The organism is Trinickia fusca (genome assembly GCF_003628145.1).
Classification (GTDB): Bacteria; Pseudomonadota; Gammaproteobacteria; order Burkholderiales; family Burkholderiaceae; genus Trinickia; species Trinickia fusca.
In genome coordinates this window covers 284,180-309,380 of the sequence record NZ_RBZV01000003.1, presented here as the reverse complement: position 1 = coordinate 309,380, position 25,201 = coordinate 284,180, and the positions used below count along the sequence as shown (strand labels likewise).

Sequence of the window (25,201 nt, the reverse complement as noted above, 5' to 3'; positions counted from 1 at the left end):
GTCGCGGGTTGCAAGAGGGGTAAAGATCGTATCCGTTATGGCCGAAATTAGCGTCGGAGAGCGTGCGAAAAAAGCATGCGAAAGGGGCGCAGAGGCTTGTCGTGCCTGGGTTACAGGCCGATAGCCGTTTGCTTGTGGATGCCACTGAACGCGCCTATAATGCGCCAGTTTGTCGTCCGCAGACCCCACAATGCGGCGCGACAGGCCCCGAAAAGCGTGTGCTCGAAACGGTACGCGCAGGAGGCGGCGATGGAAGCGACAACCCTGCTGACGGATGCGGAGCCGGTCCTGATGGACTGGTTGATGAAACGTAATTGCTCGGTATCGCCGCGGCAATTCGTCTGTTTCTATGCGTCGCTGGCGCTGTTTTCGTTGGCGATTGCGTTGTTGCTGGTCGTGCGGGGAGCATGGCCGGTATTGCCGTTCACCGGCATCGAGTTGCTGGTGGTCGGTATCGCGTTTGTGATTCATGCACGTCATGCGGTCGATTACGAGCGTATTCGGCTGTTTCCGAACCGGCTCGTGATCGAACGGGTGAGCGCAGAACGGTTGACGCAGTTCGAATTCAATCCGCGTTGGGTGCGGGTCGAATGGGGGACGTCGCTGCGCGACCCGGTGAAGCTCGTGTCGCGTGGAGAGACAGTCGCCGTCGGGCAGCATCTCGCACAATATCGGCGCGCGCAGTTCGCGAACGAGTTGCGCATGTGGCTGCGGCGGTGCGGTTAGCAAGCGGCGAAGCGTGCCATCGAGCGGGGGCGAGGGTTTGAATGGAAATTTTGGGTAAGGATGCTATGAAAACAATCAAGCGAGCCCTCATGGGCGTGCTGGCGTGCAGCGGGCTGCTCGGCGCCCACGCCGCCTTGGCAGTAGGCGATAGCCCGGGCGGCCCCGCCGTCAACGAGATCAATCTGCAGCCGCCCGTGACGAAAATCGCTGAGGAGCTCTATCACCTCCACACGATGATGCTGATCCTGTGTACGGTGATCTTCGTCGGCGTGTTCGGCGTGATGTTCTATTCGATGTTTGCGCACCGCAAGTCGAAGGGGCACAAGGCTGCGAATTTCCACGAAAGCACCACGGTCGAAATCATCTGGACGATCGTGCCGTTCATCATCGTCGTGCTGATGGCGCTGCCCGCCACCAAGACGGTCGTCGCGATGAAGGACACGAGCAATGCCGACCTGACGGTTAAAGTCACCGGTTACCAGTGGAAGTGGGGCTACGACTACGTGAAGGGGCCGGGCGAAGGCATCAGCTTCCTGTCCACGCTGACCACGCCGCGTAGCGAAGTGAACGGCCAGCAGCCGATCACCGATACCTATCTGCAAGAGGTCGACAACCCGCTCGTCGTGCCGGTCGGCAAGAAGGTCCGCATCATCACCACGGCTGCCGACGTCGTCCACTCGTGGTACGTGCCCGCGTTCGGCGTGAAGCAGGATGCGATTCCGGGCTTCGTGCGCGATACGTGGTTCAAGGCCGAGAAGGTCGGGACGTACCGCGGCTTCTGTACCGAGCTGTGCGGCAAGGAGCACGCGTACATGCCGGTCGTCGTGACCGTCGTGTCGGACGACGACTACGCGAAGTGGGTCGACGAACAAAAGAAGAAGATGGCCGCGGGCGCCGATGACCCGAACAAGACGTACACGCTGGCCGAGCTCACTCAGCGCGGCGAGCAAGTCTACAAGGCCAACTGCGCGGTCTGCCACCAGCCGAGCGGCAAGGGTGCGGGCGCATTCCCGGCGCTCGACGGCAGCAAGGTCGCCAACGGCCCGCTCGCTGGCCACGTGAGCATCGTGCTCAAGGGCAAGAACGCGATGCCGTCGTGGGCACCGACGCTGAACGACGTCGAGATCGCATCGGTGATCACCTATGAGCGCAATGCATGGGGCAACCACACGGGCGACATGCTGCAACCGAAGCAAGTCGCGGATGCACGCAACGGCAAGCTGCCTGAAGGCGGCGACCATCTGAGTGGCGGCGCAGCGCCGGCGAGCGGCGCGCAAGCAAGCAGCGCGCCGACGGCGTTCAACGCGTCGCCCGCCCACTCGAACAAACCGGAAGCGGTGGCGGGTGCAGCGGCGAAAGACGCCGCGCAAGCCCACGCCGCGCCGGCGGCTTGACGTGTCGCTGTGCTTGTCACAGTCGGTGCCGCACTAATTGCTCTAGGAGATTCTCATGTCTAGCATCGGACACGATGTAGCCGCGGGTCACGGCCACGCGCACGATGACCATGCGCATGCGACGCCGCACGGTTGGCGTCGGTGGCTGTTCGCCACCAACCACAAGGACATCGGAACGATGTACTTGTTGTTCTCGTTCATGATGTTCCTGTCCGGCGGGGTGATGGCGCTGATGATTCGCGCCGAGCTGTTCTCGCCCGGCCTGCAGATCATGCGTCCCGAGTTCTTCAACCAGTTGACGACCATGCACGGTCTCATCATGGTGTTCGGCGCGATCATGCCGGCGTTCGTCGGCTTCGCGAACTGGCAGATTCCGCTGCAGATCGGCGCGGCCGACATGGCCTTCGCGCGGATGAACAACTTCAGCTTCTGGCTGCTGCCGGTGGCGGCGGTGCTGCTGGTCGGCTCGTTCTTCGCGCCGGGTGGCGCGACGGCCGCGGGTTGGACGCTCTACGCGCCGCTGTCGACGCAGATGGGCCCGGGCATGGACTTCGCGATCTTCGCGGTGCACATCATGGGCGCGTCGTCGATCATGGGTTCGATCAACATCATCGTGACGATCCTGAACATGCGCGCGCCGGGCATGACGCTGATGAAGATGCCGATGTTCGTGTGGACGTGGCTCATCACGGCTTACCTGCTGATCGCGGTGATGCCGGTGCTCGCGGGCGCGATCACGATGGTGCTGTTCGATCGTCACTTCGGTACGTCGTTCTTCAACGCGGCGGGCGGCGGCGACCCGGTGATGTACCAGCACATCTTCTGGTTCTTCGGTCACCCCGAGGTCTACATCATGATCTTGCCGGCGTTCGGGATCGTCTCGCAGGTGATTCCGGCGTTCTCGCGCAAGCCGCTGTTCGGTTATAGCTCGATGGTGTACGCGACGTCGTCGATCGCGATCCTCTCGTTCATGGTCTGGGCGCACCACATGTTCGCGACGGGCATGCCGGTCACGGGCCAGCTGTTCTTCATGTACGCGACGATGCTGATCGCCGTGCCGACGGGCGTGAAGGTGTTCAACTGGCTCGCGACGATGTGGCGCGGCTCGATGACGTTCGAGACGCCGATGCTGTTCGCGATCGGCTTCCTGTTCGTGTTCACGATGGGCGGCTTCACGGGCCTCATGCTCGCGATGGCGCCGCTCGACATCCAGTATCACGGCACCTATTTCGTGGTGGCGCACTTCCACTACGTGCTCGTAGCCGGTTCGCTGTTCGCGCTGTTCTCGGGCTGGTACTACTGGTCGCCGAAGTGGACGGGCTGGATGTACAACGAGACGCGCGGCAAGATCCACTTCTGGGCGTCGATGATCTTCTTCAACGTGACGTTCTTCCCGATGCACTTCGTCGGCCTCGCAGGCATGCCGCGTCGCTACGCCGACTACCCGGCGCAGTTCACGGACTGGAACCAGGTCGCGACGATCGGCGCGTTCGGTTTCGGTCTGGCGCAGGTCTACTTCCTGTTCGCGGTCGTGCTGCCCGCTTACCGTGGCGGCGGCGAACTCGAGAAGGCGGCCGAGAAGCCGTGGGATGGCGCAACGGGTCTCGAATGGACGGTGCCGAGCCCCGCTCCGTTCCACACGTTCGAAAACCCGCCGACGGTCGAATGAACGAGCTGACCCGGGTTGTGCCGACGTCGCGCTTCACGCGCACGGCGGCCGCCCGGGCGGCATGAAGCGAGGCGAGGGCATAGGCTGCTCGCCTCGCGCACAAGAAATCTCAGCATGAACCGGAATCCACAAAAAAGACGTACGCCCGAGCAGATTCGCGCCGGCAATCTGCGCATGGCGCTGATTCTGATCGGTATCGTCGTCGTCTTTTTTATGGGTGCCGTCGTAAAGCAGTTGCTGCTGCGTTGAGCAGCATTCGGAATTGACGAGGAAAGCTCGATGTCGACGCGTTCGCCGCGCGAAGCGGATCGCTCCTTCAACCGTTCGATGCTCGTGAAGCTGGTCGTGATGGCCGTGGTGATGTTCGGCTTCGGCTTCGCGCTCGTGCCGCTTTACCGTGCGATTTGCGAGGTCACCGGGGCCAACAGCCTCACCAAGCGCGACGCGACGGTCAAACAGGCCAAGAACACGCAGGTGGACCTGACGCGCACGATCTCGATCGAATTCGACGCGAATGGGCGCGGCCCGCTGGTATTCAAGCCGGAGAGCGCGAGCCTCGACGTGCATCCGGGCGAGGTGACGGTCGTCAAATATCGGGTGACGAACGAGCAGAACCGCCAGGTGCAGGCGCAGGCGATTCCGAGCTATGCGCCGGGGCTGGCGACCGAATATTTCGAGAAGATCGAGTGCTTTTGCTTCAGGCAGCAGACGCTTGCGGCGCACGAGACGCGCGAGATGCCGGTCGTGTTCTACGTCGATCCGAAGCTGCCCAAGGACGTGAAGACGATTACGCTGTCGTACACGTTCTTCGAATTGAATGCGCCCGCGCCGAACGCGGGCACGACGAGCGCCGCGCTTGCGTCGGCGAGCGGCACGTGACAGGAGAAGTGCGCATGGACGGAGGCAGCATGGCCGCAGGCGATGGCAAGAGCAGTTTCGCAAAGACGATGAAGGCGGTGCTGTGGTCGTTCTTCGGTGTGCGCAAGCGCCGCGATCTCGAGGCCGACGCGGCGCAGCTCAATCCGCTACACGTGATTGCGGCGGCGTTGCTGGCGGTGGCGATTTTCATCGGGGTGCTGATCGCGGTCGTGCACGTCGTCACGCGCTGAGCGCGAAGAGAAAAGTGAAGCGGCGCGGTATCGACGCGTTGCTCAGGTGAACTACTGGACTGAAGTGGAGAATTCAACAATGAGCGGTCAAAACGAGAGCCCGTATTACTTCGTGCCGAATCCGTCGCGGCACCCGGTCACTGCGGCCGTTGGCCTGCTGGTCATGCTCGGATCGTTTGCGCTATGGCTGAACGATACGCCGTGGGCCCCGTTCACGATGCTCGCGGGTCTGCTGTGGCTCCTCTTCGTGCTGTACCACTGGTTCGGCGATGCGATCGGCGAGTCCGAAAGCGGCATGTACGGCAAGCGCGTCGACACGTCGTACCGCTGGAGCATGAGCTGGTTCATCTTCTCCGAAGTGATGTTCTTCGGCGCGTTCTTCGGTGCACTGTTCTATGCACGCGAAATCGCCATGCATCAGCTCGGCAGCCTCGACTACAAGCTCATTTGGCCCGACTTCTCGGCCGTGTGGCCCAACGAAGGCCCCGCCGCGCTGGCTGGCCACTTCAAGGCGATGGTGCCGTGGCCCGTGCCGACCATCAACACGGCGCTGCTGCTGAGCTCGGGCGCCACGCTGACGGTGTCGCACCACGCGCTGCGTGAAAACCACCGCACCAAGGCCATCGCCTGGCTGGCCGCGACGCTGCTGTTCGGCATTTGCTTCCTGTTCCTGCAAGCGTTCGAGTACATCCATGCCTACAACGAACTGAACCTCACGCTGTCTTCCGGCGTGTACGGCTCGACGTTCTTCCTGCTGACGGGCTTCCACGGTTTCCACGTGTTCCTCGGCGGCACGATGCTGGCTGTGGTGCTCGTGCGCCTGATCCGCGGTCACTTCACGGCCGATCACCACTTCGCATTCGAAGGCGCCGCGTGGTACTGGCACTTTGTCGACGTCGTCTGGCTCGGCCTTTACATCGTCGTCTACTGGCTGTAATGGATGGGCGGCTCGTGCCCTGTCTCAGGGGCGAGCCGAATGCGCAGGACATGAAGCCTTGCGCGCGATACCGTTAGGGCGCAGTGATGGCGTTAGGGCGCCGCCTTCGAGTCGATCGGGGCGGCGTTTGTCTTTTGTGGCGAAGAGATGCGACGTTTGGCCGCGGCCGCGTCGAACGATTCTGGCGCGGTTCGGCGAGCCAGGCCGCTCAGCGGCCGAGCGGCACGTGGCTGTAATCGATCCAGCCGAGCCAATGCGCGAGCAGGATGAACAGGAACAGCGAGATCGACAGGCCGACGCGCGTGGCCAGCGACCACACCATCCGTTTGGTCTTGCCGCGGTCGTGCATCATGAAATACAGCGCCGACACCATGCTGGCGATGATGAGGATGAAAGCGAGAGCTACGAGGATGTGCATGGAACTCACTGAAATTCGGGAGCATGAAGCGATGATTGCAATTATCGCACCCGTGTCCGCGACTCGCGCAGTCCGAGGAGCGAGCGTATGAAAATTCGCCTCGTTCCCGCGCTGCTGATCCTGTTCGTGATGGCCGTCACGATCCGGCTCGGTTTCTGGCAGCGTGATCGCGCTCATCAAAAGGAAGCGCTGCAAGCGCAGATCGAGCGCTATGAGCATGCGCCGTCGCAGACGGTGACGGCCGCACCGGTCAGCCTGGGCTCGATCGAATACCATCGCGTGCGGGCGCACGGCCGCTTCATGCCGGAGCAAGTCGTGTATCTGGACAACCGTCCGTATCAGGATCAGCCCGGCTTCTATGTCGTGATGCCGTTCAAGCTGGACGACGGCGGCTACGTGCTCGTCAATCGCGGCTGGCTGCCGCGCAACGTAGACGAGCGCACTGCGATCGCGCCGTATGCCACGCCGGCCGGCGACGTCACGATCGAAGGCATCGCCCGGGCCGATGCATCGCGGGCCTATGAAATCGGTACTGGCGGCTCGGCGCCGCATCAGCGGATCCGGCAGAACCTCGACGTCGGCGCGTACGCGACCGAACTGGGCCTGCCGCTGCAGCCGTTCGTGATCCAACAGACGAGCGACGACGGCGACAAGCTCGTGCGCGACTGGCCCGCGCCGACGATGGGTGTCGAGCGCAACTACGGCTACATGCTGCAATGGTGGGGCATGGCGGCCGCGGCGCTCGGGTTTGGTCTCTATGCGGCTCGCCGTGCCGCCAAGAAAACGGCGTAAAGAGGTTTGACACTGTGACTGTGACGAAGCCAACTTCCCCATCTCCCGAGTCCGGCGCGGCTCCTGCGACGCCTTCGCGCGGCTCCTGGCAGCGTGGCCGCTGGGTCGTGCTGCTCGTCGCGCTCCTCTGCGCGGCGCCGGTCGTCGCCTCGTATCTCGCGTATTACGTGTTCAAACCGGCAGGCGGCAAGACCAACTATGGCGCGCTGATCGATCCGCAGCGGCCGATTCCTGAAACGTTGCTCGTGACGGACGAAGCGGGGCACCCCATGCGTCTCGCGTCGCTACGCGGGCGCTGGCTCATGATCGCCGTCGATCGCAGCGCGTGCGACGAGGCTTGCGCGACCAAGCTCTACTTCATGCGTCAGGTGCGCGTGACGCAAGCGGGCGAGCGCGAGCGCCTCGTCACGGTCTGGCTGCGCACGGACTCCAACGCTGTGCCCGACGTGATCAAGCGCGCCTATCCGGACACGCGGATGCTGGCCGCCGATCCGGCTGCGCTCGCGGCATGGCTGCCGGGTGAGTCCGGCACGCAGGACACCGATCACATCTATCTCGTCGACCCGAACGGCAACCTGATGATGCGTTTTCCGAAGAACCCGAATCCGAGCAAGATCAAAGGCGACGTGACGAAGCTGCTCAAGTGGTCGAGCATCGGGTAACGGCCCAAGCGGGCACGATAAGGATTCCGAAGATGTTTCTCGTACAACTGGGTTTGACCGGGCTTTTCATCGCGTTGGTGCCGCTCAGCTATGTCTGGGTGAAGGCCAGCGACGACAAGTTCCGCAAGCTCGTCTGGGTGACGACGTTCCTCACGCTCGACCTCGTGATGTTCGGCGGCTTCACGCGGCTCACCGATTCGGGCCTTGGGTGTCCCGACTGGCCCGGATGCTACGGCACAGCGTCGCCGTTCATCGCGCATGCGCAGATTGCAGCCGCGCACGCGGCATTGCCGAGCGGGCCCGTCAGCATGCAGAAGGCGTGGATCGAGATGATTCACCGCTATTTCGCGATGGCGATCGGCGTGCTGATCATCGCGCAGACACTGATCGCATGGGTGGCGCGCGTCAAGCGTCGGCCGCTTCACGTCTCGCCGTGGTGGCCGACGGCGCTGCTGCTGCTGATCGGCGTGCAAGGCGCCTTCGGCGCGTGGACGGTGACGATGAAGCTGCAACCCGTCATCGTCACGACGCATCTGCTGCTCGGACTCGCGTTGCTCGGCACGCTCGGCTGGCTCGCGGCGCGCGTCACGCCGGTTCCCGCGTGGGAGCCGGAGGTCGCGCGCTGGCGCGTCGCCGCGCTGGTCGGCCTCGCGCTGCTGGTCTTGCAGATTGCGCTGGGTGGCTGGGTCAGCACGAACTACGCGGTGCTGGCCTGTACCGACTTCCCGACGTGCAACGGCCAATGGGTGCCGCCGATGGACTTCGCGCACGGCTTTCACCTGTGGCGTGCGCTGGGCATGACGAGCGACGGCGACGCCATCGCGCAGGATGCGCTGGTGGCCATTCATTGGACGCATCGCACGTTCGCGGTCGTCGTGATCGCTTATCTGGTTATGCTGGCCCTGAAATTGCGGCGCTTCGAGTCGTTGAAGCGGCCCGCGAACGGCGTGCTGGCCGTGGTGGCCTTGCAGTTTGCGACTGGTCTGTCGAACATCGTCCTGCAATGGCCGCTGCCGGTCGCGGTCGCGCATAACGGCGGCGCCGCCATCCTGCTGTTGCTGCTCGTTGTGCTAAACTTTCGAACCGCTTCCAGCCGTCCCGGTCGTGCCGCCATTCCGACGCACGACGCCGCTCCCGCGTGATCTACATGGACAGCACAACACTCCCCCGTCATCCCGGTTCCCGCATTTCTCAATACCTCGCGCTGACCAAGCCGCGAGTGACTCAGCTCGCCGTCTTTTGCGCGGTGATCGGCATGTTCCTGTCGACGCCTGGCATGGTGCCGTGGAAGGTGCTGATCGGCGGCACAGTCGGCATCTGGTTGCTCGCGGGCGCCGCGTTTGCGATCAACTGTCTCGTCGAGCAGAAGATCGATGCGATGATGCGCCGCACCGCATGGCGCCCATCGGCGCGCGGCGAAATCACGGCCACTCAGATCCTGCTGTTTTCCGCGGTGCTGGGCGGTCTCGGCATGTGGACGCTCTACACGTTCACCAATGCGCTGACGATGTGGCTCACGCTCGCCACGTTCGTCGGCTATGCCATCATCTATACGCTGCTGCTCAAGCCTGCCACGCCCCAGAACATCGTGATCGGCGGTGCGTCGGGCGCGATGCCGCCGGCGCTCGGCTGGGCCGCCGTGACGGGGGCCGTGCCCGGAGATGCATGGATCCTCGTATTGATCATCTTCGTGTGGACGCCGCCGCATTTTTGGGCGCTCGCGCTCTATCGCCGCAAAGACTACGAGAATGCGGGTCTGCCGATGCTGCCCAACACGCACGGCGAGCAGTTCACGCGGCTGCATATCCTGCTCTACACCGTGATCCTGTTCGTGGTCACGTTGATGCCGTTCATCTCGCGCATGAGCGGCATCGTCTATCTCGTGTCGGCCGTGCTGCTCGGTGCGGTGTTCCTCGGCTATGCGTGGAAGATCTACCGCGAATACTCCGACGAGCTGGCCCGCAAGACCTTCCGTTATTCCATCGTCTATCTGTCGCTGCTGTTCGCCGCGCTGCTCGTCGACCACTACGCGCGCGCGCTGATCGGCGCATGACCTCCTCGCCATGCTGATGAATTCCCTCGTGCGCCGGGTCCTGGCCGCGTGCGCCTTCGGCGCCGCGTTGCTGCTTGTGGGCTGCGGCAAGGATGCACCTGCATTCCAGAACCTCGATATCACCGGCAACGCGCAGTTCGGCACCGACTTCGCGCTGCCCGATACGGCCGGCAAGGTGCGCACACTTGCCGACTACAAGGGCAAGGCCGTCGTGCTGTTCTTCGGCTATACGCATTGCCCCGACGTGTGTCCGACGACGATGGCCGAGCTCACGCAGGCCCTTCAGCAGCTGGGCCCCGATGCGAAGCGCGTGCAGGTGCTGTTCGTGACGGTCGATCCCGCACGCGATACGCCCAATGTGCTCGCGCAATACGTCGCAGCCTTCAATCCGACGTTCGTCGGCTTGCACCCCAGCGACACGCAGCTTGCCAAAGTCGCCAAGGATTTCCGCGTCTACTACGCGAAGGTGCCGGGCAAGACGCCCGACAGCTACACGATGGATCACACGGCGGCGAGCTACGTGTTCGATCCTTCGGGCAAGCTGCGCCTGTTCGCACGCGACGGGCAGGGCGCTTCGCCGTGGGTACACGACTTGAAGCTGCTGCTCGATTAGTTCGCATAACGAACTTCCACGCTGCGCGCTTGCCTCGCGTAGTCGGGCTGGCCAGGTGCCGGGCCGGATCGCATATCGATATGCGATCAACGTATTTCCCATTGCGCGAACGCTGTGACACCATGAGGCCGTCACATCTCTAACCAATAAAGAGCGATTCGTCATGCACCACACCGCTTTCTCTCGCACGCTTCTCAAAGCACTCCTCGCCGCCGCCACGGGTACCGCACTGATCGCCAGCACGGGCGCACACGCTGACGACAAGGCCATCAAGGTCGGCACGATCAGCGGCCCCGACGCGCAGATCTGGTCGGTCGTGACGAAGGTCGCCAAGCGCGATCAAGGCCTGACCGTGAAGGTCGTCGAATTCAACGACTACGTGCAGCCCAACGCGGCACTCGATGCGGGCGACCTCGAGGCGAACAGCTTCCAGCACCAGCCCTATCTCGACAGCCAGATCAAGCAACGCGGCTACAAGATCGTGAACGTCGGCCTCACGTACATTTCGCCGCTCGGTGTCTATTCGAAGAAGCTCAAGTCGCTGAAGGACCTGCCGCAAGGCGCGAAGGTGGCGGTGCCGAACGATCCGTCGAATGAGAACCGCGCACTGTTGCTGCTGCAGGCCCAAGGCGTGATCAAACTGAAGGCCGGTGCCGGCGCAAGCGGCAACAACGCCACGCCGCTCGACATCGCCGAGAACACGAAGAAGATCAAGCTCGTCGAGCTCGATGCCGCGCAACTGCCGCGTTCGCTGGCCGATGTCGATGCCGCCGCGATCAACACGAACTATGCGTTGGCCGGGGGCCTGCAGCCGACGAAGGATGCGATCGCGCTCGAAGACGTGCACAGCCCGTACGCGAACCTGATCGCCGTGCGTGCACAGGACAAGGACAAGCCGTGGGTGAAGAAGCTCGTGGCGGCCTATCAGTCGGAAGACGTGCGCGCCTTCATCAAGACGCAGTTCAAGGGCGCGGTCGTGCCGTCGTTCTAAGCGTCAGCGACGAGCACGGGCAGTCCCGCTCGATCGAAAGGCAAAGCGCCGCGGGCCCCTCGAGGGCTCGCGGCGTTTGTCATTGGGGCCCGCACTTTGGTTTAGAGCCGGCGTTCCCACGTTTGCGCGACGAGGTTGCGGCCGAAGCGCCGCTCGGGCTCTGATGCCACGCACGTGAATCCCGCACGTTCGAACAACCGCCGTCCGCCGTTGAGCAAGCCGTGCGTGGCGAACGTCACGGTCTCATAGCCGGCACGCTCGGCAAAGCGCATGCCTTCTTCGATGAGGCGCGTCCCGATGCCCAGGCGCCGTACCTCGGGCTCGACGAACAACAAGCGCAACTGCGCCGCCCTTTCCGAGATCGGCGTCACGAAGGCGGCGCCGACGGCCGCGTGGTCCTGCTCGGCAACCCAGCACATCGCGCGTTCGCGATCGCGCTGGCGCGCAAAGTCGGCCATCTCCTGCACGACGAATGCCTCGAAGCCCACATCGGCGCCGTATTCGGCCGAAAAGAGCAGGACCTGGCGCTGCACGAGCCAGCCGAAATCGCCTGGCTTGGGGGCGCGCAGCGTCAACGCCAGATGACGCGGCGTGTCGTTGAGCAGCCGCTCGATCATGTGCATCGCCTGGATCAGCAGTTCCTGTCCGGCTGCGCTGAGCCGGTTCAGGACCGCACACACTTCGTCGATCGCCGCGATCTCGAGCGGCGCGTAGACCGTTCGGCCTTCTTCCGTCATCTCGAGTAACGACTGGCGCGCGTCGATGTCGGATTGACGTCGCGTGATCAGCTGGCGCCGTTCGAAGCTCGTGAGCAGACGGCTCAGATAGCCGCTGTCGAGGCCGAGCATGCGGGCGAGCTCGGTGGCGGTCGCGGCGTTGCCGAGCGCGAGCTCGCGCAGCACGCGCACCTCGGTCAGCGAGAACGGGCTCTTTTGAAGGCGCTCGTGCAGCACGCCGATGTGCTGGGTATAAAAGCGGTTGAAATGGCGGACGGCTTCCGCGCGCCGTAGCAGGATAGTGTCAGTCAACGAGAACTTTCTCCGTTTGTACTCGTGCAATGGTCTGAACTATATGGGATCGGCGTGAACAAACAAGCCGAAGTCAGCTAGACGAGTGGTCCTAAACAGGTATCTATCTCGCACATGGCATGCAAACCGATCATATGAATCGCCTGCTTGTCAGCGCGCGTCCCATGCTCAATGCGGGTAAATCCCGATCCGCTCGGAGCCCGGAGGGCAGCGCTCGGAAGGGAGCTGAAGCCTTATGCTGCAAGGCTTCCAGGCTGAATGCCGAGGCTGTCATGCTCGACGTTAACTGGTCCTATTCTGGTTATATAATGGGCTCCGCCTCTGAAGCCCATCCCTCGACAACGCAGCCATCCCGGCCGCGCGGGAATCGCGGCCGGCCTTGCTTCTTGCGTGCCCTCGCGCCAGCAAGCAGCGCGTATTACCGAGACTGAATACCCCATGCTCAACGGAAACATTTTGACGCCGGACGGGTGGATTCACGGCACCCTCGAATACGAAAACGGACGCATCACGTCGCTCGACGGCGTGCGCGCCGATCCGTTCACGAACGGCGATCCCTACGTCCTGCCGGGCTTCATCGACCTGCACGTGCACGGTGGCGGCGGCGCCGACGTGATGGAGGGCGGCGGCGCCATCGAGGCTATCGCGCGCACGCATGCGCGTCACGGCACGACGAGCTTGCTCGCGACGACGATGACGGCGCCGCGTGACGAACTGATGGCGGTCGTCGCGGGCCTCGGCGATGTGGCCCGGCGCCGCACGCCAGGGGGCTCGCGCGTGCTGGGCGTCCATCTCGAAGGACCCTACATCAACCCCGGCAAGCTCGGCGCGCAGCCCGACGCGGCCGTGTGCGCCGTGCTCGACGAGGTGCTGAAGTACCTGTCGATCGCGCCGATCCGCGTCGTCACGCTGGCGCCAGAGATCGCAGGCCATATGGAGATCATCTCGGAGATGGCGGCGCGGGGTGTGCGCGTGCAGCTCGGTCACTCGCTCGCGACCTACGATGATGCCGTGGCGGCGCTCAAGCATGGCGCATGCGGCTTCACGCATTTGTTCAATGCGATGTCGCCGATGCATCACCGCAATCCGGGGCTCGTCGGCGCGGCATTGGCGCATGCCGAATTCGCCGAGATCATTCCCGACCTGCTGCACGTCCATCCGGGCGCGATCCGCGCCGCGCTGCGCGCCATTCCGCGGCTCTACGTGGTGACCGACAGCACGTCTGCGACGGGCATGCCCGACGGCGAATACCGGCTGGGCAGCCAGCATGTCACCAAGTGTCTCGGCGGTGTGCGCCTCGCGGACGGGACGCTGGCCGGCAGCACGTTGACGATGGACGACGCGCTGCGCAACCTCGTTTCGCTGGGCCTGCCGCTCGCCGATGTGTCGAACCGCATGTCCCGTTACGCCGCCGACTACCTCGGCATCGAAGACCGCGGCCGCATCGCGCGTGGCGCATGGGCCGACCTCGTGGTCTTCGAACGCGATCTCACGCTTGCTGCGACCTACGTCGAAGGGGAACCGATTGTCGAATATGCTTGAGGAGGCGCTCGCCGCGAGTGCCGCCGTTGCCGCGCAATGCGCCGATACCTCGCGTATCGAAGCGCTGGCCGCCGTCCTTGCCGAGAAGCCCTGCCACGTCGCCCTCACCGTAGCGCGCGGCAGTTCCGATCACGCAGCCAGCTATTTCGCGAGCCTCGCGATGAGCCGCGTCGGCATCCCCGTGGCATCGCTGCCGATGTCGATCGCGACGTTGCAGGCCGCGCCGTTGCGCGTGGCTGGCGAGCTCGCTATCGCCTTCTCGCAATCAGGAAGAAGTCCTGATCTTGTCGAGACGATGAGGGCTTTGCGTGCCGCGGGCGCGCTAACCGTATCGGCCGTCAATGCGCCGGCGTCCCCGCTCGCGGACGCGTGCGAATGGCAACTGCCGCTGCTGGCGGGCCCCGAGCATTCGGTGGCCGCGACCAAGAGCTACATCGCGATGCTTTCGCTGGCCGCGCAGCTCGTCGCCTTCTGGCAGCGCGACCCGTTGCTGCTCGATGCGCTGCGCGCCTTGCCCGACACGCTGGGCCACGCCGCGCGGCTCGACTGGTCGCCGGCCGTCGACGCGCTGTGCGAAGTCGAGCGCATGATCGTCATCGGCCGCGGCATGGGCCTTGCCATTGCGCAAGAAGCCGCGCTGAAGCTGAAGGAGACCTCGGGTATCCAGGCCGAAGCGTTCTCGAGCGCCGAGGTGCGGCACGGTCCGATGGAGCTCATCGAGCGTGACTACCCGTTGCTCGTGTTTGCGCCGCGCGGCCCCGAACAGGCGGGTCTGATCCGGCTCGCCACGGATATGCGCGAGCGCGGTGCGCGCGTACTGCTGGCGGCACCGGACGACGTCGAGGGCGCGACGCTGCCGCTGGCGGCGAGCCGCCACGTGGCGCTCGATCCGATTGCGGCCATCCAGTCGTTCTACGTGATGGCGGCCCAGCTGGCCGCTGCGCGCGGACGCAATCCCGATACCCCCCGACATCTGAACAAGATCACCGAAACTCACTGAGCGAGAACGCGGATGGAACGTGCTGAGGAGTCCAGATTAATGAGTCAGTCACAAGGCAAGATCGTCTTGCTCGCCCCGCTGACCGGCCCTGTGGTGCCGCTCGCGGAGGTGCCGGACCCGGTGTTCGCGGGCGGCATGTTCGGTGACGGCATCGGTATCGATCCGCTCGAAGGGCGCTTGAGCGCGCCGTGCGCGGGCATCGTCACGCATCTGGCCCGAACGGGCCATGCGGTGACGTTGCAGACGCCGGAAGGCGTCGAGCTCCTGCTGCATATCGGTATCGATACGGTCGAGCTCGAAGGGCGTGGCTTTACTGCCAAGGTCGCCCAGGGGGCTCACGTGCGCGCGGGCGAACTCCTGATCGAGTTCGATCAGGATTACGTGGCACGCCATGCGCCGAGTCTCGTATCGGTGGTCGCGATCGCGAACGGCGATGCGTTCGAAGTCATCGAGCGTGCGCCGGGCGGGCTCGTGAAGGCAGGCGAGACGCCGTTGCTCGCGTTGCGCCGGAAAGGCGTAGCACAGGGCGGCGAACCCGCTCCTGTCGATGGGGTTGCCGTGACCGAAGCGCATCGCGACATCGTGTTGTCGCAGGCGGGCGGGCTCCATGCGCGGCCTGCCGCGCGCGCACGCGACGCAGTGCGCGGGCTCGACGCGCGCGTGTACGTGCATTACGACGGGCGTCAGGCGAACGTCGAGAGCGTCGTCGCGCTGATGGGGCTTGGCGCGGGCGAGGGTGCCGCGGTCCGCGTGCACGGGGCGGGTCCCGATGCGGCGCGAGCGGTTGACGCCGTGGCGCGCGAGCTGTTGCGCGAGGTGCATGGCGAGCTCGAGGAGACGCCGGCCCGGATGCGCTCGCCGGCACCGCGTCAGCCCGAGACAACGACCGGTATGCCGCTCGATCCGAACACGCTCGCCGGCGTGTGCGCGGCCCCCGGCATCGCCGTCGGTACGCTGACGCGTTGGGATGACGCGGAATTCGATCCGCCCGAAATCGCGACCGGCACACCTGCGGCCGAGAGTCGCCTGCTCGATCGCGCACTGGCTGCTGTCGATGCCGAACTGAACACGACGGTACGCGATGCATCACAGCGTGGCGCCGTCGGCGAGGCCGGCATCTTCGCCGTGCACCGTGTGCTGCTCGAGGATCCCACGCTGGTCGATGCGGCTCGCGACCTCATCAGCCTCGGCAAGAGCGCGGGCTTCGCATGGCGCTCGGCCATTCGCGAACAAATCGCAGTCCTGACCAACGTCGAAGACCTGCTGTTGGCCGAGCGCGCAGCCGATCTGCGCGACATCGAAAAGCGCGTGTTGCGCGCGCTCGGCTACGCGAATCACGTCGCGCGCACCTTGCCGCAGGAGGCGGTGCTTGCCGCCGTCGAGTTCACGCCGTCCGATCTGGCGTCGCTGGATCGCGAGCGTGTGGCGGCGCTCGTGATGGCCGGCGGTGGCGCCACGTCGCATGCGGCGATCATCGCACGGCAGTTCGGCATTCCCGCGCTCGTCGCCGTCGGCGATGCGCTGCTTGCAATTGCCGACGGTACGCAGGTGGTCGTCGATGCAAGCGCGGGCCGTCTCGAGTACGCGCCGACCGCACTCGAGCTCGAGCGTGCGCAGCTCGAGCGCCAACGGCTGGCGGGCGTGCGCGAGGCCAACCGCCGCACGTCGCAGCAAGCCGCGACGACGAGCGACGGCCGTCGAATCGAGGTTGCCGCCAATATCGCGACGCTCGACGACGCGCGCGCGGCGGTGGAGAACGGTGCCGATGCCGTGGGCCTGCTGCGCACCGAGCTGTTGTTCATCCATCGCGAAGCGGCGCCGAGCGTCGATGAGCATCGGGACAGCTATCAGGCCGTCGTCGACGCGTTGGGCGGCCGCACCGCCATCATTCGCACGCTCGACGTCGGCGCCGACAAGGAAGTGCCGTATCTGACGCTGCCGCCCGAGGTGAATCCGGCGTTGGGCTTGCGCGGCATCCGGCTCGCCCAGCTGCGCCCCGAGCTGCTCGACGATCAATTGCGCGGCTTGCTGGCCGTCCAGCCGCACGGCGCCGTGCGCATCCTGCTGCCGATGGTCACCGACGCGAACGAGCTCGTGCGGCTGCGCAAGCGAATCGACGATTTCGCCCATGCAGCAGGTCGCAAGGAGCCGATCGAAGTGGGGGTGATGATCGAGGTGCCGTCCGCTGCGCTGCTGGCCGATCAGCTTGCGCGACAGGCCGACTTCCTCTCGATCGGGACGAACGACCTGACGCAATACACGCTGGCGATGGACCGCTGTCAGCCCGACCTCGCCGCGCAGGCCGACGGCCTGCATCCGGCCGTGCTGCGCCTCATCGACGCCACGACGCAAGGCGCGGCAAAGCACGGCAAGTGGGTGGGCGTCTGCGGCGCACTCGCGGGCGACCCGGTCGCCGTGCCGCTATTGATCGGTCTTGGCGTGACCGAGCTTTCGGTGGACCCGGTCGCAGTACCGGGCATCAAGGCGCGTGTGCGCCGCCTCGATTACCCGTTGTGCCGGCAGCGAGCCCAGGACGTTCTGTCGCTCGATTCGGCACAGGCGGTAAGAGCAGCAAGCCGCGAAATCTGGCCGCTCGATTGAGTGGCAAAAGAGTGGCAAAACTGGCCGCTCGATTGAGCGCCTACGTGGAAAGTGCGCGGTAAAACAACGACGAGACATCACTGGAGGACTTCATGGACGCAAATCCATTCTTGAAGGTGCAGCGCCTGGGGCGGGCGCTGATGCTGCCGATTGCGGTGCTGCCGGTCGCCGGCATCCTGCTGCGGCTCGGGCAGGCCGACGTACTCAACATCAAGATGATCGCCGACGCGGGCGGCACGATCTTCGATAACCTGCCGCTGCTCTTTGCCATCGGCGTGGCGGTCGGCTTCGCGAAGGACAACAACGGCGTGGCCGCGCTGGCCGGTGCGATCGGCTACCTGATCGAGATCGCGGTCATGAAGGACATCAACGACAAGCTCAATATGGGCGTGTTGTCGGGGATCGTCGCCGGCGTGGTGGCCGGTTTGCTCTATAACCGCTACAAGGACATCAAGCTGCCCGACTATCTCGCGTTCTTCGGCGGCAAACGCTTTGTGCCGATCGCGACCGGGCTGGCGTGCGTGGTGCTCGGCATCGTGTTCGGCTACGTCTGGCAGCCGGTGCAGGCCGCGATCGATGCGGCTGGCCATTGGCTCACGACGGCCGGCGCCATCGGTGTGTTCGTCTATGGCACGCTCAATCGTCTGCTGCTCGTCACAGGCTTGCACCACATCATCAATTCGCTTGCGTGGTTCGTGTTCGGCACGTTCACGCCCGCGCACGGTGCGGCAGTCACGGGCGACCTGCATCGCTTCTTTGCCGGTGACCCCACCGCGGGGGGCTTCATGACGGGTTTCTTCCCGATCATGATGTTCGGTCTGCCGGCCGCTTGCCTGGCGATGCTGCACGAGGCGCCGAAGGAGCGCCGCGCGATGGTGGGCGGCCTGCTGTTCTCGATGGCGCTCACGTCGTTCCTGACCGGCGTGACCGAGCCCGTCGAGTTCAGCTTCATGTTTCTCGCGCCGGTGCTGTATGTGATCCACTCGCTGCTCACGGGACTCTCGCTCGCGATCTGCCAGGCGCTCGGCGTCAAGTTGGGTTTCACGTTCTCGGCCGGTGCGATCGACTACGTGCTCAACTACGGGCTGTCGACCAAGGGCTGGCTCGCGATTCCGATCGGGCTTGCCTATGCAGCGGTCTACTACGGCCTGTTCCGCTTCTTCATCCGCAAGTTCAACATGGCGACGCCGGGACGCGAGCCTATCGTCGAGGCTCAGCTCGACTCGTTCGCCGCCGGCGGCTATGTGGCGCCGACGGCTTCTGCGGCGGTGCCGCGTGCGACGCGCTATATCGCTGCGCTGGGTGGCGCGACGAACCTGACGCTCGTCGATGCCTGCACGACGCGTCTGCGTCTGTCGGTCGTCGATGCGGAGAAGGTTTCGGAAGAGGCTTTGAAAACGATCGGTGCGCGCGGTGTGCTCAAGCGTGGCGCGGGCAACGTGCAGGTCGTGATCGGGCCCGAGGCCGACCTGATCGCAGACGAAATTCGCGCGGCGCTGGGCAGTGGTGGCGCGGTGGCAGGCATGCAGGCGGTGTCGAACGCGCCGGCCGGAGCACATGCCGCGGCGTCGCAAGGACAGAGCGGTCCGCTCGATCCCGATCCGGCGCGCTGGCTCGCGGTGTTCGGCGGGGCGACGAATGTGGCGGCGCTCGATGCAGTGGCAGCCACGCGCCTGCGCGTGGTCGTGCGCGATCCGTCTGCCGTCGACCGTCAGCGTCTTGCGGTACTCGACGTGGCGTGGGTATCGGCCGATACGTTCCACATCGTCTGCGGCGCGGCGGCACAGCGTTACGCACAGCAGATGTCGGCTCGCCTGACGGCTGCCGGTGGCCCGGCTCCGCAACCGATTTGACCCTCGGACTGCGCTGCTGAGCGAGCGTCCGCTTTTCGGCGAACACGCGCGGTGCTGCGGCGCCGCTTCGTGACGACCTGCTTCTCAAAAAAAAATCCCGCCGCGGTAAGGGCGGCGGGATTTTGTGTGGCGAACTTCAGCGGTGCCCGAACGGTCTGGCCGGTCTGGCAACCTGCTGCCAGATCGCCTTACGCGTATGCAGCGAGTGCGGTGCGCATCTTCTTCATGGCGCTCGCTTCGATCTGGCGAATCCGCTCGGCCGATACGCCGAATTCGTCGGCCAGCTCATGCAGCGTCGAGCCGCCCGAGCCGTCGTCGGCCACGTTGAGCCAGCGTGCTTCGATGATGCGGCGGCTGCGTGCGTCGAGCGAGTCGAGCGCTTGGGCGATGCCGTCCGTTTGCAGTTGGTCGCGCTGGCGTGCAGCGAGCACGGCCGTCGGCTCGCTGTGCGGATCGGCCAGATAGGCGATCGGCGCATACGATTCCTCACCGTCCTCGACGTGCCCTTCGAGCGCAATGTCGCCGCCCGACAGCCGCGTCTCCATCTCCGTCACTTCTTCGCGCTTGACGTTGAGTTCCTTGGCGAGACCGTCGATTTCCTCAGGCGTGAACGACTGAAGCCCCTGCTTGTGGCTGCGCAGATTGAAGAACAGCTTGCGCTGCGCCTTCGTCGTGGCCACCTTGACCATGCGCCAGTTGCGCAGGATGTGCTCGTGGATCTCCGCCTTGATCCAGTGCATCGCGTACGACACGAGGCGCACGTTCTGCTCGGGATCGAAGCGCTTGACGGCCTTCATGAGCCCGATGTTGCCTTCCTGGATCAGGTCGGCGTGCGGCAGGCCGTAGCCGAGGTAGTTACGGGCGATCGACACGACGAGCCGCAGGTGCGACAGCACGAGACGGCGCGCCGACTCGAGGTTGTTGTGCTCGCGGTATTCGGTGGCGAATTGCCGCTCCTCGTCGGCCGTCAGCATCGGGATGCGGTTGACTGCCTGGATGTAGGCGTCGATGTTGCCCAGCTGGCCAGGCAGCATCGAGAATGACGCGAGCGTCAGAGCACCTGCCGGAGCGGCCTTGGCAGGCGCCGGGCTCAGGGTGTTCGGAAGGGTCATTGCGTTGCTCACGTAGGAAGCTCCTTGGGATCAAGTATCCACTCGGTCCTAAAACGGTTTCACGGCATATTAGCACTCCGTGCGATCGAGTGCTAAGTGTTGGAGCCGCGCATGGATACGAAGTTCCATAATGCTATCGAAAATTCTATCTGATAGAAAATTGACCCATATCGAGGGAGGGAGATAGGGGAAGCGGTTGGGGTGCTCAGTGCGAGAAAGCCAAAATTCGTCTAACTTTTCTGGACCAAAAGAAATGTTCTGCGGGAAACGGAGCCATCGCCCGTTTTTTCTTAACGTAAGATTACTCGGCCCCAGTTCGAGATGCCTGGGAAGGCAGCAGTAGGCGAAGCATTCAACGTAGACGTTGGGAGTATCGCGATGAACAAGAAAAGCTGGACTCGGCGCTCTGCTCGCATCACACAGGCCGCCCTGGTGCTAGTGCTGGGCGGTCTCACATCAACCGCTGACGCGGATACCGTCGGCGTGCAAATCGCGGGCGGCATCGGGCGGCACCACGTCCGTGCGGTCGATCTGGGGCTCGTCTGGGATCCAGGGTGCAACTTTTGGGGGATCGGCGGCTGGCACTTCTCGCTTCTTGGCGAGGCGCACGTTGCCTACTGGCACACGAACGAGGACGCCGTCCACAACGACGTCTATGCATTCGGTGCGCAGCCGATGCTGCGCTTCATCAAGGATGAGGGCGCGATTCGCCCATACGTCGAAGCCGGGGCCGGCGTGCGCGTGCTGTCGCACCCGACCATCACGGACCACTACACGTTGTCGACCGCGTTCCAGTTTACGGAGCTCGTCGGCGTCGGCGCGCAGTTCGGCAGTCATCAGCAATACCAGGCCGGCTTCCGGTTTCAACATGTCTCGAATGCCGGTATCAAAGAACCGAATCCTGGTATAAATTTCAGCCAGCTATACCTGCAATACAACTTCTGACGCGGGTGCCCGTGCGGCACCGTAACGCATGGGAGCTGAGCAATGGCGGCAAAGATGATCGAGGCGATTCGCGTGCTCGAGCGCGACCGGTTCCGCGCAATGGTCGACGGCGATGTCCCGCTACTCAACCAGTTGTTGTCGGATAACGTGAGCTTCGTTCATACCAACGGCAAGCGAGAGACGAAGCAGCAGTTCATCGACGCCATCATGGGCGGGCATCGCCGCTATCGACAGATCGAAATCCAATCGCAGGAAGTACTGCCCGTGGGCAGCGAAACGTGCGTCGTGACAGGGCGCGCGCTGATCGAAATGGAAGCGAACAGCGGCGCCCTGTTGTACCCGATCGCCTATACGGCGATCCAGGCGCAGGAAGGCGGGCAGTGGCGGCTCGTGGCCTGGCATGCGACGCGCTGCGCGCTCGAGTAAAGCACGCGGCACTTGCCTCACAAATGCGGTCTTGTGGACCGCTTTGTTTTTGGGGGAAGGGGTAATCGTTCTTTAGGTCTTCTTTAGGTCTTTACGCGGCGGCCCGGCGTTCGCCGCAATCGAGATCGAGCCGGTTCACGGCGGCAACGAGCGCATCGGCGGCGGCCGTCGCCAGATCCTCATGCAGGCCGGCGCCATAGCGCAACGGTTGTCCCGCGACACGACAGCCGATGAATGCAGCGGTGCGTCCATCGGCGGCGCGCACCGTTTCATACGCACACACCTCGAGCACTTCGCCGGTTGCCGCGGCGAAAGCCTGGGCGAGAGTATCGGTACACGCTTGCACGTCGGCCGCCGTCGCGCCGGGCACGATGCGCGCGATTTCACGATGCCGCCAATGCACACTCGTCGCGTCGACGCGTGCGGCCGGCCCGGGCACGTTCAGATATTCGCGCGCGAACAGATCGCAGATTTCGTCGCTTGTTACTTCGGACCCCGAATCGTCCGCCCTGCGTTGGATGGCATGGCTGAATTCGATCTGCACGCGGCGCGGCGGTGCGAAGCCGAGGCCGCGTTCGAGTAGGTACGTCGCCCCGCCTTTGCCCGATTGGCTGTTGACGCGGATCACGGCGTCGTAGCTGCGACCGAGATCGGCCGGATCGATCGGCAGATAGGGCACTTCCCACCGTGCGTGACGCGCCTGCTGCGCGAAGCCCTTGCGGATCGCGTCCTGATGCGAGCCCGAAAACGCGGTGAAGACCAGGTCGCCCGCATACGGGTGACGCGGATGCACGGCGATCGCGTTGCAGCGTTCGACGACACGGCGCACGCCATCGATGTCGGAGAAGTCGAGCCGCGGGTCGATGCCCTGCGTGTACAGATTCAGCGCGAGCGTGACGAGATCGACGTTGCCGGTGCGTTCGCCGTTGCCGAACAGGCACCCTTCGATGCGGTCGGCGCCGGCAAGCAGCGCAAGCTCGGCCGCGGCGACGGCGGTGCCGCGATCGTTGTGCGGATGTACGGACAGCACGATGCTGTCGCGATAGGCGAGGTTGCGGTCCATCCATTCGATCTGATCGGCGAACACGTTGGGCGTCGCGGCTTCGACGGTGGCCGGCAGATTCACGATCATCTTGTGCTCGCGGGTGGGACGCCACAGTTGCGTGACCGCGTCGCAGACTTCGCGCGCGAACGACAGCTCGGTCATGCTGAACGTCTCGGGCGAGTATTGGAACGTCCAGTGTGTCTCGGGGCGGCGCTGCGCGTGCTCCTTGATGAGCCGCGTGCCTTCGGTCGCGAGCGCCTTGACCTCGTCTTTCGATGCGTTGAACACGATGCGCCGGAACGACGGGCAGATCGCGTTGTAGAGATGCACGATCGCGCGCGGCACGCCGTCGAGCGCTTCGAAAGTGCGCGCGATCAGGTCTTCGCGCGATTGGACGAGCACTTCGATCGTCACGTCGTCGGGAATGCGCTTTTCCTCGATCAGCATGCGAACGAAATCGAAATCGGTTTGCGAGGCGGAGGGGAAGCCGACTTCGATTTCCTTGAAGCCGATCGCGACCAGCATCTCGAAGAACTCGAGCTTCTGCGCGGCACTCATCGGCTCGATAAGTGCCTGATTGCCGTCGCGCAGATCGGTGCTCATCCAGATCGGCGCTTGCGCGATCGTTCGGTTGGGCCAGTTGCGCCCGGCAATGTGCACGGGCGGGAACGGCTGGTACTTCTCAGCAGGGTTGTCGAGCATGGCGAACCTTGTTCGTCGGGTCGTCTGCGAAAGGCAACAGGGTCGAGCGGCTGGCTGAACCTGCCTGGGCGCGTGCAAGGCGCCGGCGCTTTCGCGATCCGTCCGAGCGGTACTCGGCCGAATGCTGACGACTACGGTTGGTAGAAGGAACTGCGGTTGGGATGAAACGGGAGCAGCGTGTGGCTTGCTGCGAACTGCGGGAGGAGACCGCGTAGACGGCGCGCGGCGCTACGTCTGGCTTACGCTAGTCGTAGCGATAGCGGCCGCGCTAGGCGGCCGGAGGTAATTCGGAGGGTGTTCGGAAAGGAACGCATGAGGTGCAATGTATGACAGGGCGCAAGGCGCTGTCAACCGGGCCGAGCGCGAACGATGCCGACGATCAAGTCGACCTGACGCGCCAACGTCGGCGGCACCGGTGCGTCGCCGCGCAGCGCGGCTTCGGTCCAGGCGGCCGTCGTCGCGGCATCGCGCGCTTCGGGCAGATCGACTGGCTCGGCGTCGGGCGACGAGCGCTCGGGTGCGGCGAGCGTCTCGCTGAGGCCGTCGTGCAGCCAGTCGACTTGCACTTGCCGGCGCGTATCGGCAACGGCTTCGCCCTCAGTGCCGCGCGCCAGCAGCGCACCGCCCTCGGCAGCCTCGGGATGGCCCAAAAACAGCGCGGCAAGGCTCTCGCGATACTCGGGGTGGGTGTAGTTGACGAGTCTCAGCCCGGGCGCTGCGAACGGCTGCAGGAGCTTCACGAGCGTATGCGTCGAATTGCGCACGCCCATGATGCGGCGTAGCGACAGCAGACGCGCAAGCTTCGGCGCCAGCGTATCGACCGGCGCGAACGCGAGCCGGCGCATGGCAAGGCTCGCTTCGATGTCGGCATGCGACGTGGCCGGTTCGATGCCGAGCTGCTTGAAGATCTCGGCGCTCGTCACGCGGCCCGGGTCCTCGGTGACGCCGTGCACGAGCGTCGGCACCCCAACACGCGCCAGCAGCAGCGCGAGCAGCGGCACGAGGTTCGCTTGCTTGCGCGCGCCGTTGTAGCTCGGAATCGACACGGGCCGGCAGGCTTGCGCATCGACGCGGACGCGTTGCAGCGACGCATGCGCGGCCGCCAGCATCGCGGCGAGCTCGTCGGCGCTCTCGCCTTTCAAGCGATAGGCAAGCAGCACGGCACCCAGTTCGAGGTCCGACACGCGGCCGTCGAGCATCGCTTCGTAGAGCGCATAGGTGTCTTGCGCGGATAGTGCGCGCGCGCCGTTCGGGCCGCGCCCGATCTCCTTGATGAAGCGGGCGCACGGAAAGGGCGCGGCAAGCGCGGGGGCGGCGGATTCAGTCATCGAGCACGGGAAGGCGCGTGGACTGCCGCCCTCGAAGAATCAGAAAGTCTATTCAGTACCGCATTCGTCGCGAGATGGCAAGCCGGCTGCTTCAACGCATCATCGAACCGTTACGGATGCACCGTCGGAGCGCGGTCGGAATTGCCGCGCGCATAGGTGCGGTGCAGCCACGGCGAACCGGTGCGCTATCGCGCAGCGTCGTCGCCGGCGCGTTACACTCGTCGCTCACTCGGCGTTGCTCGACGCGCGCCGTGC

General features: G+C 64.6%; 23 protein-coding genes and 1 pseudogene. 19 read left to right on the top strand and 5 right to left on the bottom strand.

Features of this window, described 5'->3' with window-relative positions; translation table 11 throughout:
* Positions 1 to 249 precede the first annotated feature (249 nt).
* The 7 genes and pseudogenes from D7S89_RS10670 to D7S89_RS10645 all read left to right on the top strand — a co-directional run bounded on the left by D7S89_RS10670 (position 250) and on the right by D7S89_RS10645 (position 5,835).
* Positions 250 to 726 carry a DUF2244 domain-containing protein gene (locus tag D7S89_RS10670; protein ID WP_121277918.1) on the top strand — a complete coding sequence of 159 codons (477 nt, stop codon included), beginning with the start codon at positions 250 to 252 and terminating at the stop codon, positions 724 to 726.
* 41 nt (positions 727 to 767) lie between these two features.
* Positions 768 to 2,099, top strand: a pseudogene (gene coxB / locus D7S89_RS10665) (cytochrome c oxidase subunit II); the annotation flags it as partial.
* A 76-nt stretch (positions 2,100 to 2,175) separates the two neighbouring features.
* Positions 2,176 to 3,789 (top strand): cytochrome c oxidase subunit I, encoded by a 1,614-nt coding sequence (ctaD, locus tag D7S89_RS10660; protein ID WP_121277630.1) that lies wholly within the window; start codon positions 2,176 to 2,178, stop codon positions 3,787 to 3,789.
* Positions 3,790 to 3,903: 114 nt separating this feature from the next.
* Entirely contained in the window at positions 3,904 to 4,038 is a 135-nt protein-coding gene (locus tag D7S89_RS27635; protein WP_220702136.1) for a cytochrome oxidase small assembly protein, read from the top strand.
* Between the two features lie 30 nt (positions 4,039 to 4,068).
* Positions 4,069 to 4,668 carry a cytochrome c oxidase assembly protein gene (locus tag D7S89_RS10655; protein ID WP_121277629.1) on the top strand — a complete coding sequence of 200 codons (600 nt, stop codon included), beginning with the start codon at positions 4,069 to 4,071 and terminating at the stop codon, positions 4,666 to 4,668.
* Between the two features lie 29 nt (positions 4,669 to 4,697).
* Positions 4,698 to 4,898 carry a DUF2970 domain-containing protein gene (locus tag D7S89_RS10650; RefSeq protein ID WP_121277917.1) on the top strand — a complete coding sequence of 67 codons (201 nt, stop codon included), beginning with the start codon at positions 4,698 to 4,700 and terminating at the stop codon, positions 4,896 to 4,898.
* 79 nt (positions 4,899 to 4,977) lie between these two features.
* The gene (locus tag D7S89_RS10645) at positions 4,978 to 5,835 is read left to right on the top strand and encodes a cytochrome c oxidase subunit 3 (RefSeq protein WP_121277628.1); all 858 of its coding nucleotides are present in this window, start codon (positions 4,978 to 4,980) and stop codon (positions 5,833 to 5,835) included.
* Positions 5,836 to 6,043: 208 nt separating this feature from the next.
* On the opposite strand, the gene D7S89_RS10640 is transcribed toward D7S89_RS10645, so the two are convergent.
* A complete protein-coding gene (locus tag D7S89_RS10640; protein WP_121277627.1) occupies positions 6,044 to 6,253 on the bottom strand; it encodes a twin transmembrane helix small protein in 210 nt (69 codons plus the stop codon).
* Between the two features lie 87 nt (positions 6,254 to 6,340).
* Between D7S89_RS10640 and D7S89_RS10635 the strand changes: the two genes are divergently transcribed.
* The 6 genes from D7S89_RS10635 to D7S89_RS10610 all read left to right on the top strand — a co-directional run bounded on the left by D7S89_RS10635 (position 6,341) and on the right by D7S89_RS10610 (position 11,364).
* Complete coding sequence (locus D7S89_RS10635) at positions 6,341 to 7,045, top strand: SURF1 family protein (RefSeq protein ID WP_121277626.1); 705 nt, start codon at positions 6,341 to 6,343, stop codon at positions 7,043 to 7,045.
* Between the two features lie 14 nt (positions 7,046 to 7,059).
* On the top strand, positions 7,060 to 7,707 hold the full coding sequence (locus tag D7S89_RS10630; RefSeq protein ID WP_425470773.1) for an SCO family protein: 648 nt from the start codon (positions 7,060 to 7,062) through the stop codon (positions 7,705 to 7,707).
* Between the two features lie 32 nt (positions 7,708 to 7,739).
* Entirely contained in the window at positions 7,740 to 8,849 is a 1,110-nt protein-coding gene (locus D7S89_RS10625) for a COX15/CtaA family protein (protein ID WP_121277624.1), read from the top strand.
* 5 nt (positions 8,850 to 8,854) lie between these two features.
* Positions 8,855 to 9,760, top strand: a complete 906-nt coding sequence (cyoE, locus tag D7S89_RS10620) for a heme o synthase (protein ID WP_121277623.1) — start codon at positions 8,855 to 8,857, stop codon at positions 9,758 to 9,760.
* 10 nt (positions 9,761 to 9,770) lie between these two features.
* Positions 9,771 to 10,373, top strand: coding sequence for an SCO family protein (locus D7S89_RS10615; protein ID WP_121277622.1), 603 nt, complete (start codon positions 9,771 to 9,773; stop codon positions 10,371 to 10,373).
* A 163-nt stretch (positions 10,374 to 10,536) separates the two neighbouring features.
* Positions 10,537 to 11,364: a MetQ/NlpA family ABC transporter substrate-binding protein gene (locus tag D7S89_RS10610; RefSeq protein ID WP_121277621.1), complete on the top strand. Its 828-nt coding sequence runs from the start codon at positions 10,537 to 10,539 to the stop codon at positions 11,362 to 11,364.
* A gap of 101 nt (positions 11,365 to 11,465) precedes the next feature.
* Here D7S89_RS10610 and D7S89_RS10605 read toward each other — a convergent pair whose 3' ends face one another.
* Positions 11,466 to 12,392, bottom strand: a complete 927-nt coding sequence (locus D7S89_RS10605) for a bifunctional helix-turn-helix transcriptional regulator/GNAT family N-acetyltransferase (protein ID WP_121277620.1) — start codon at positions 12,390 to 12,392, stop codon at positions 11,466 to 11,468.
* Positions 12,393 to 12,830: 438 nt separating this feature from the next.
* On the opposite strand from D7S89_RS10605, the gene nagA reads away from it, so the two are divergent.
* From nagA to nagE, 4 genes are all read left to right on the top strand, one after another.
* The gene (gene nagA, locus D7S89_RS10600) at positions 12,831 to 13,934 is read left to right on the top strand and encodes an N-acetylglucosamine-6-phosphate deacetylase (RefSeq protein ID WP_121277619.1); all 1,104 of its coding nucleotides are present in this window, start codon (positions 12,831 to 12,833) and stop codon (positions 13,932 to 13,934) included.
* Positions 13,918 to 14,934, top strand: a complete 1,017-nt coding sequence (locus D7S89_RS10595) for an SIS domain-containing protein (protein WP_183085147.1) — start codon at positions 13,918 to 13,920, stop codon at positions 14,932 to 14,934. Before nagA ends, D7S89_RS10595 begins: the two co-directional genes overlap by 17 nt.
* 12 nt (positions 14,935 to 14,946) lie before the next feature.
* Entirely contained in the window at positions 14,947 to 17,535 is a 2,589-nt protein-coding gene (ptsP, locus tag D7S89_RS10590) for a phosphoenolpyruvate--protein phosphotransferase (RefSeq protein ID WP_121277617.1), read from the top strand.
* Positions 17,536 to 17,627: 92 nt separating this feature from the next.
* Complete coding sequence (nagE, locus tag D7S89_RS10585; RefSeq protein ID WP_121277616.1) at positions 17,628 to 19,388, top strand: N-acetylglucosamine-specific PTS transporter subunit IIBC; 1,761 nt, start codon at positions 17,628 to 17,630, stop codon at positions 19,386 to 19,388.
* Between the two features lie 188 nt (positions 19,389 to 19,576).
* Here the strand turns inward: nagE and rpoH are convergent, their stop codons facing one another.
* On the bottom strand, positions 19,577 to 20,512 hold the full coding sequence (gene rpoH, locus D7S89_RS10580; RefSeq protein ID WP_121277615.1) for an RNA polymerase sigma factor RpoH: 936 nt from the start codon (positions 20,510 to 20,512) through the stop codon (positions 19,577 to 19,579).
* Positions 20,513 to 20,878: 366 nt separating this feature from the next.
* Here rpoH and D7S89_RS10575 point away from each other — a divergent pair, with 366 nt between their 5' ends.
* A complete protein-coding gene (locus tag D7S89_RS10575; protein WP_121277614.1) occupies positions 20,879 to 21,445 on the top strand; it encodes an acyloxyacyl hydrolase in 567 nt (188 codons plus the stop codon).
* 42 nt (positions 21,446 to 21,487) lie between these two features.
* A complete protein-coding gene (locus D7S89_RS10570; RefSeq protein WP_121277613.1) occupies positions 21,488 to 21,871 on the top strand; it encodes a nuclear transport factor 2 family protein in 384 nt (127 codons plus the stop codon).
* A 91-nt stretch (positions 21,872 to 21,962) separates the two neighbouring features.
* Here the strand turns inward: D7S89_RS10570 and leuA are convergent, their stop codons facing one another.
* Both leuA and ybiB read right to left on the bottom strand, forming a co-directional pair.
* On the bottom strand, positions 21,963 to 23,618 hold the full coding sequence (leuA, locus tag D7S89_RS10565; protein WP_121277612.1) for a 2-isopropylmalate synthase: 1,656 nt from the start codon (positions 23,616 to 23,618) through the stop codon (positions 21,963 to 21,965).
* Between the two features lie 347 nt (positions 23,619 to 23,965).
* The gene (gene ybiB / locus D7S89_RS10555; protein ID WP_121277611.1) at positions 23,966 to 24,946 is read right to left on the bottom strand and encodes a DNA-binding protein YbiB; all 981 of its coding nucleotides are present in this window, start codon (positions 24,944 to 24,946) and stop codon (positions 23,966 to 23,968) included.
* Positions 24,947 to 25,201: the final 255 nt, after the last annotated feature.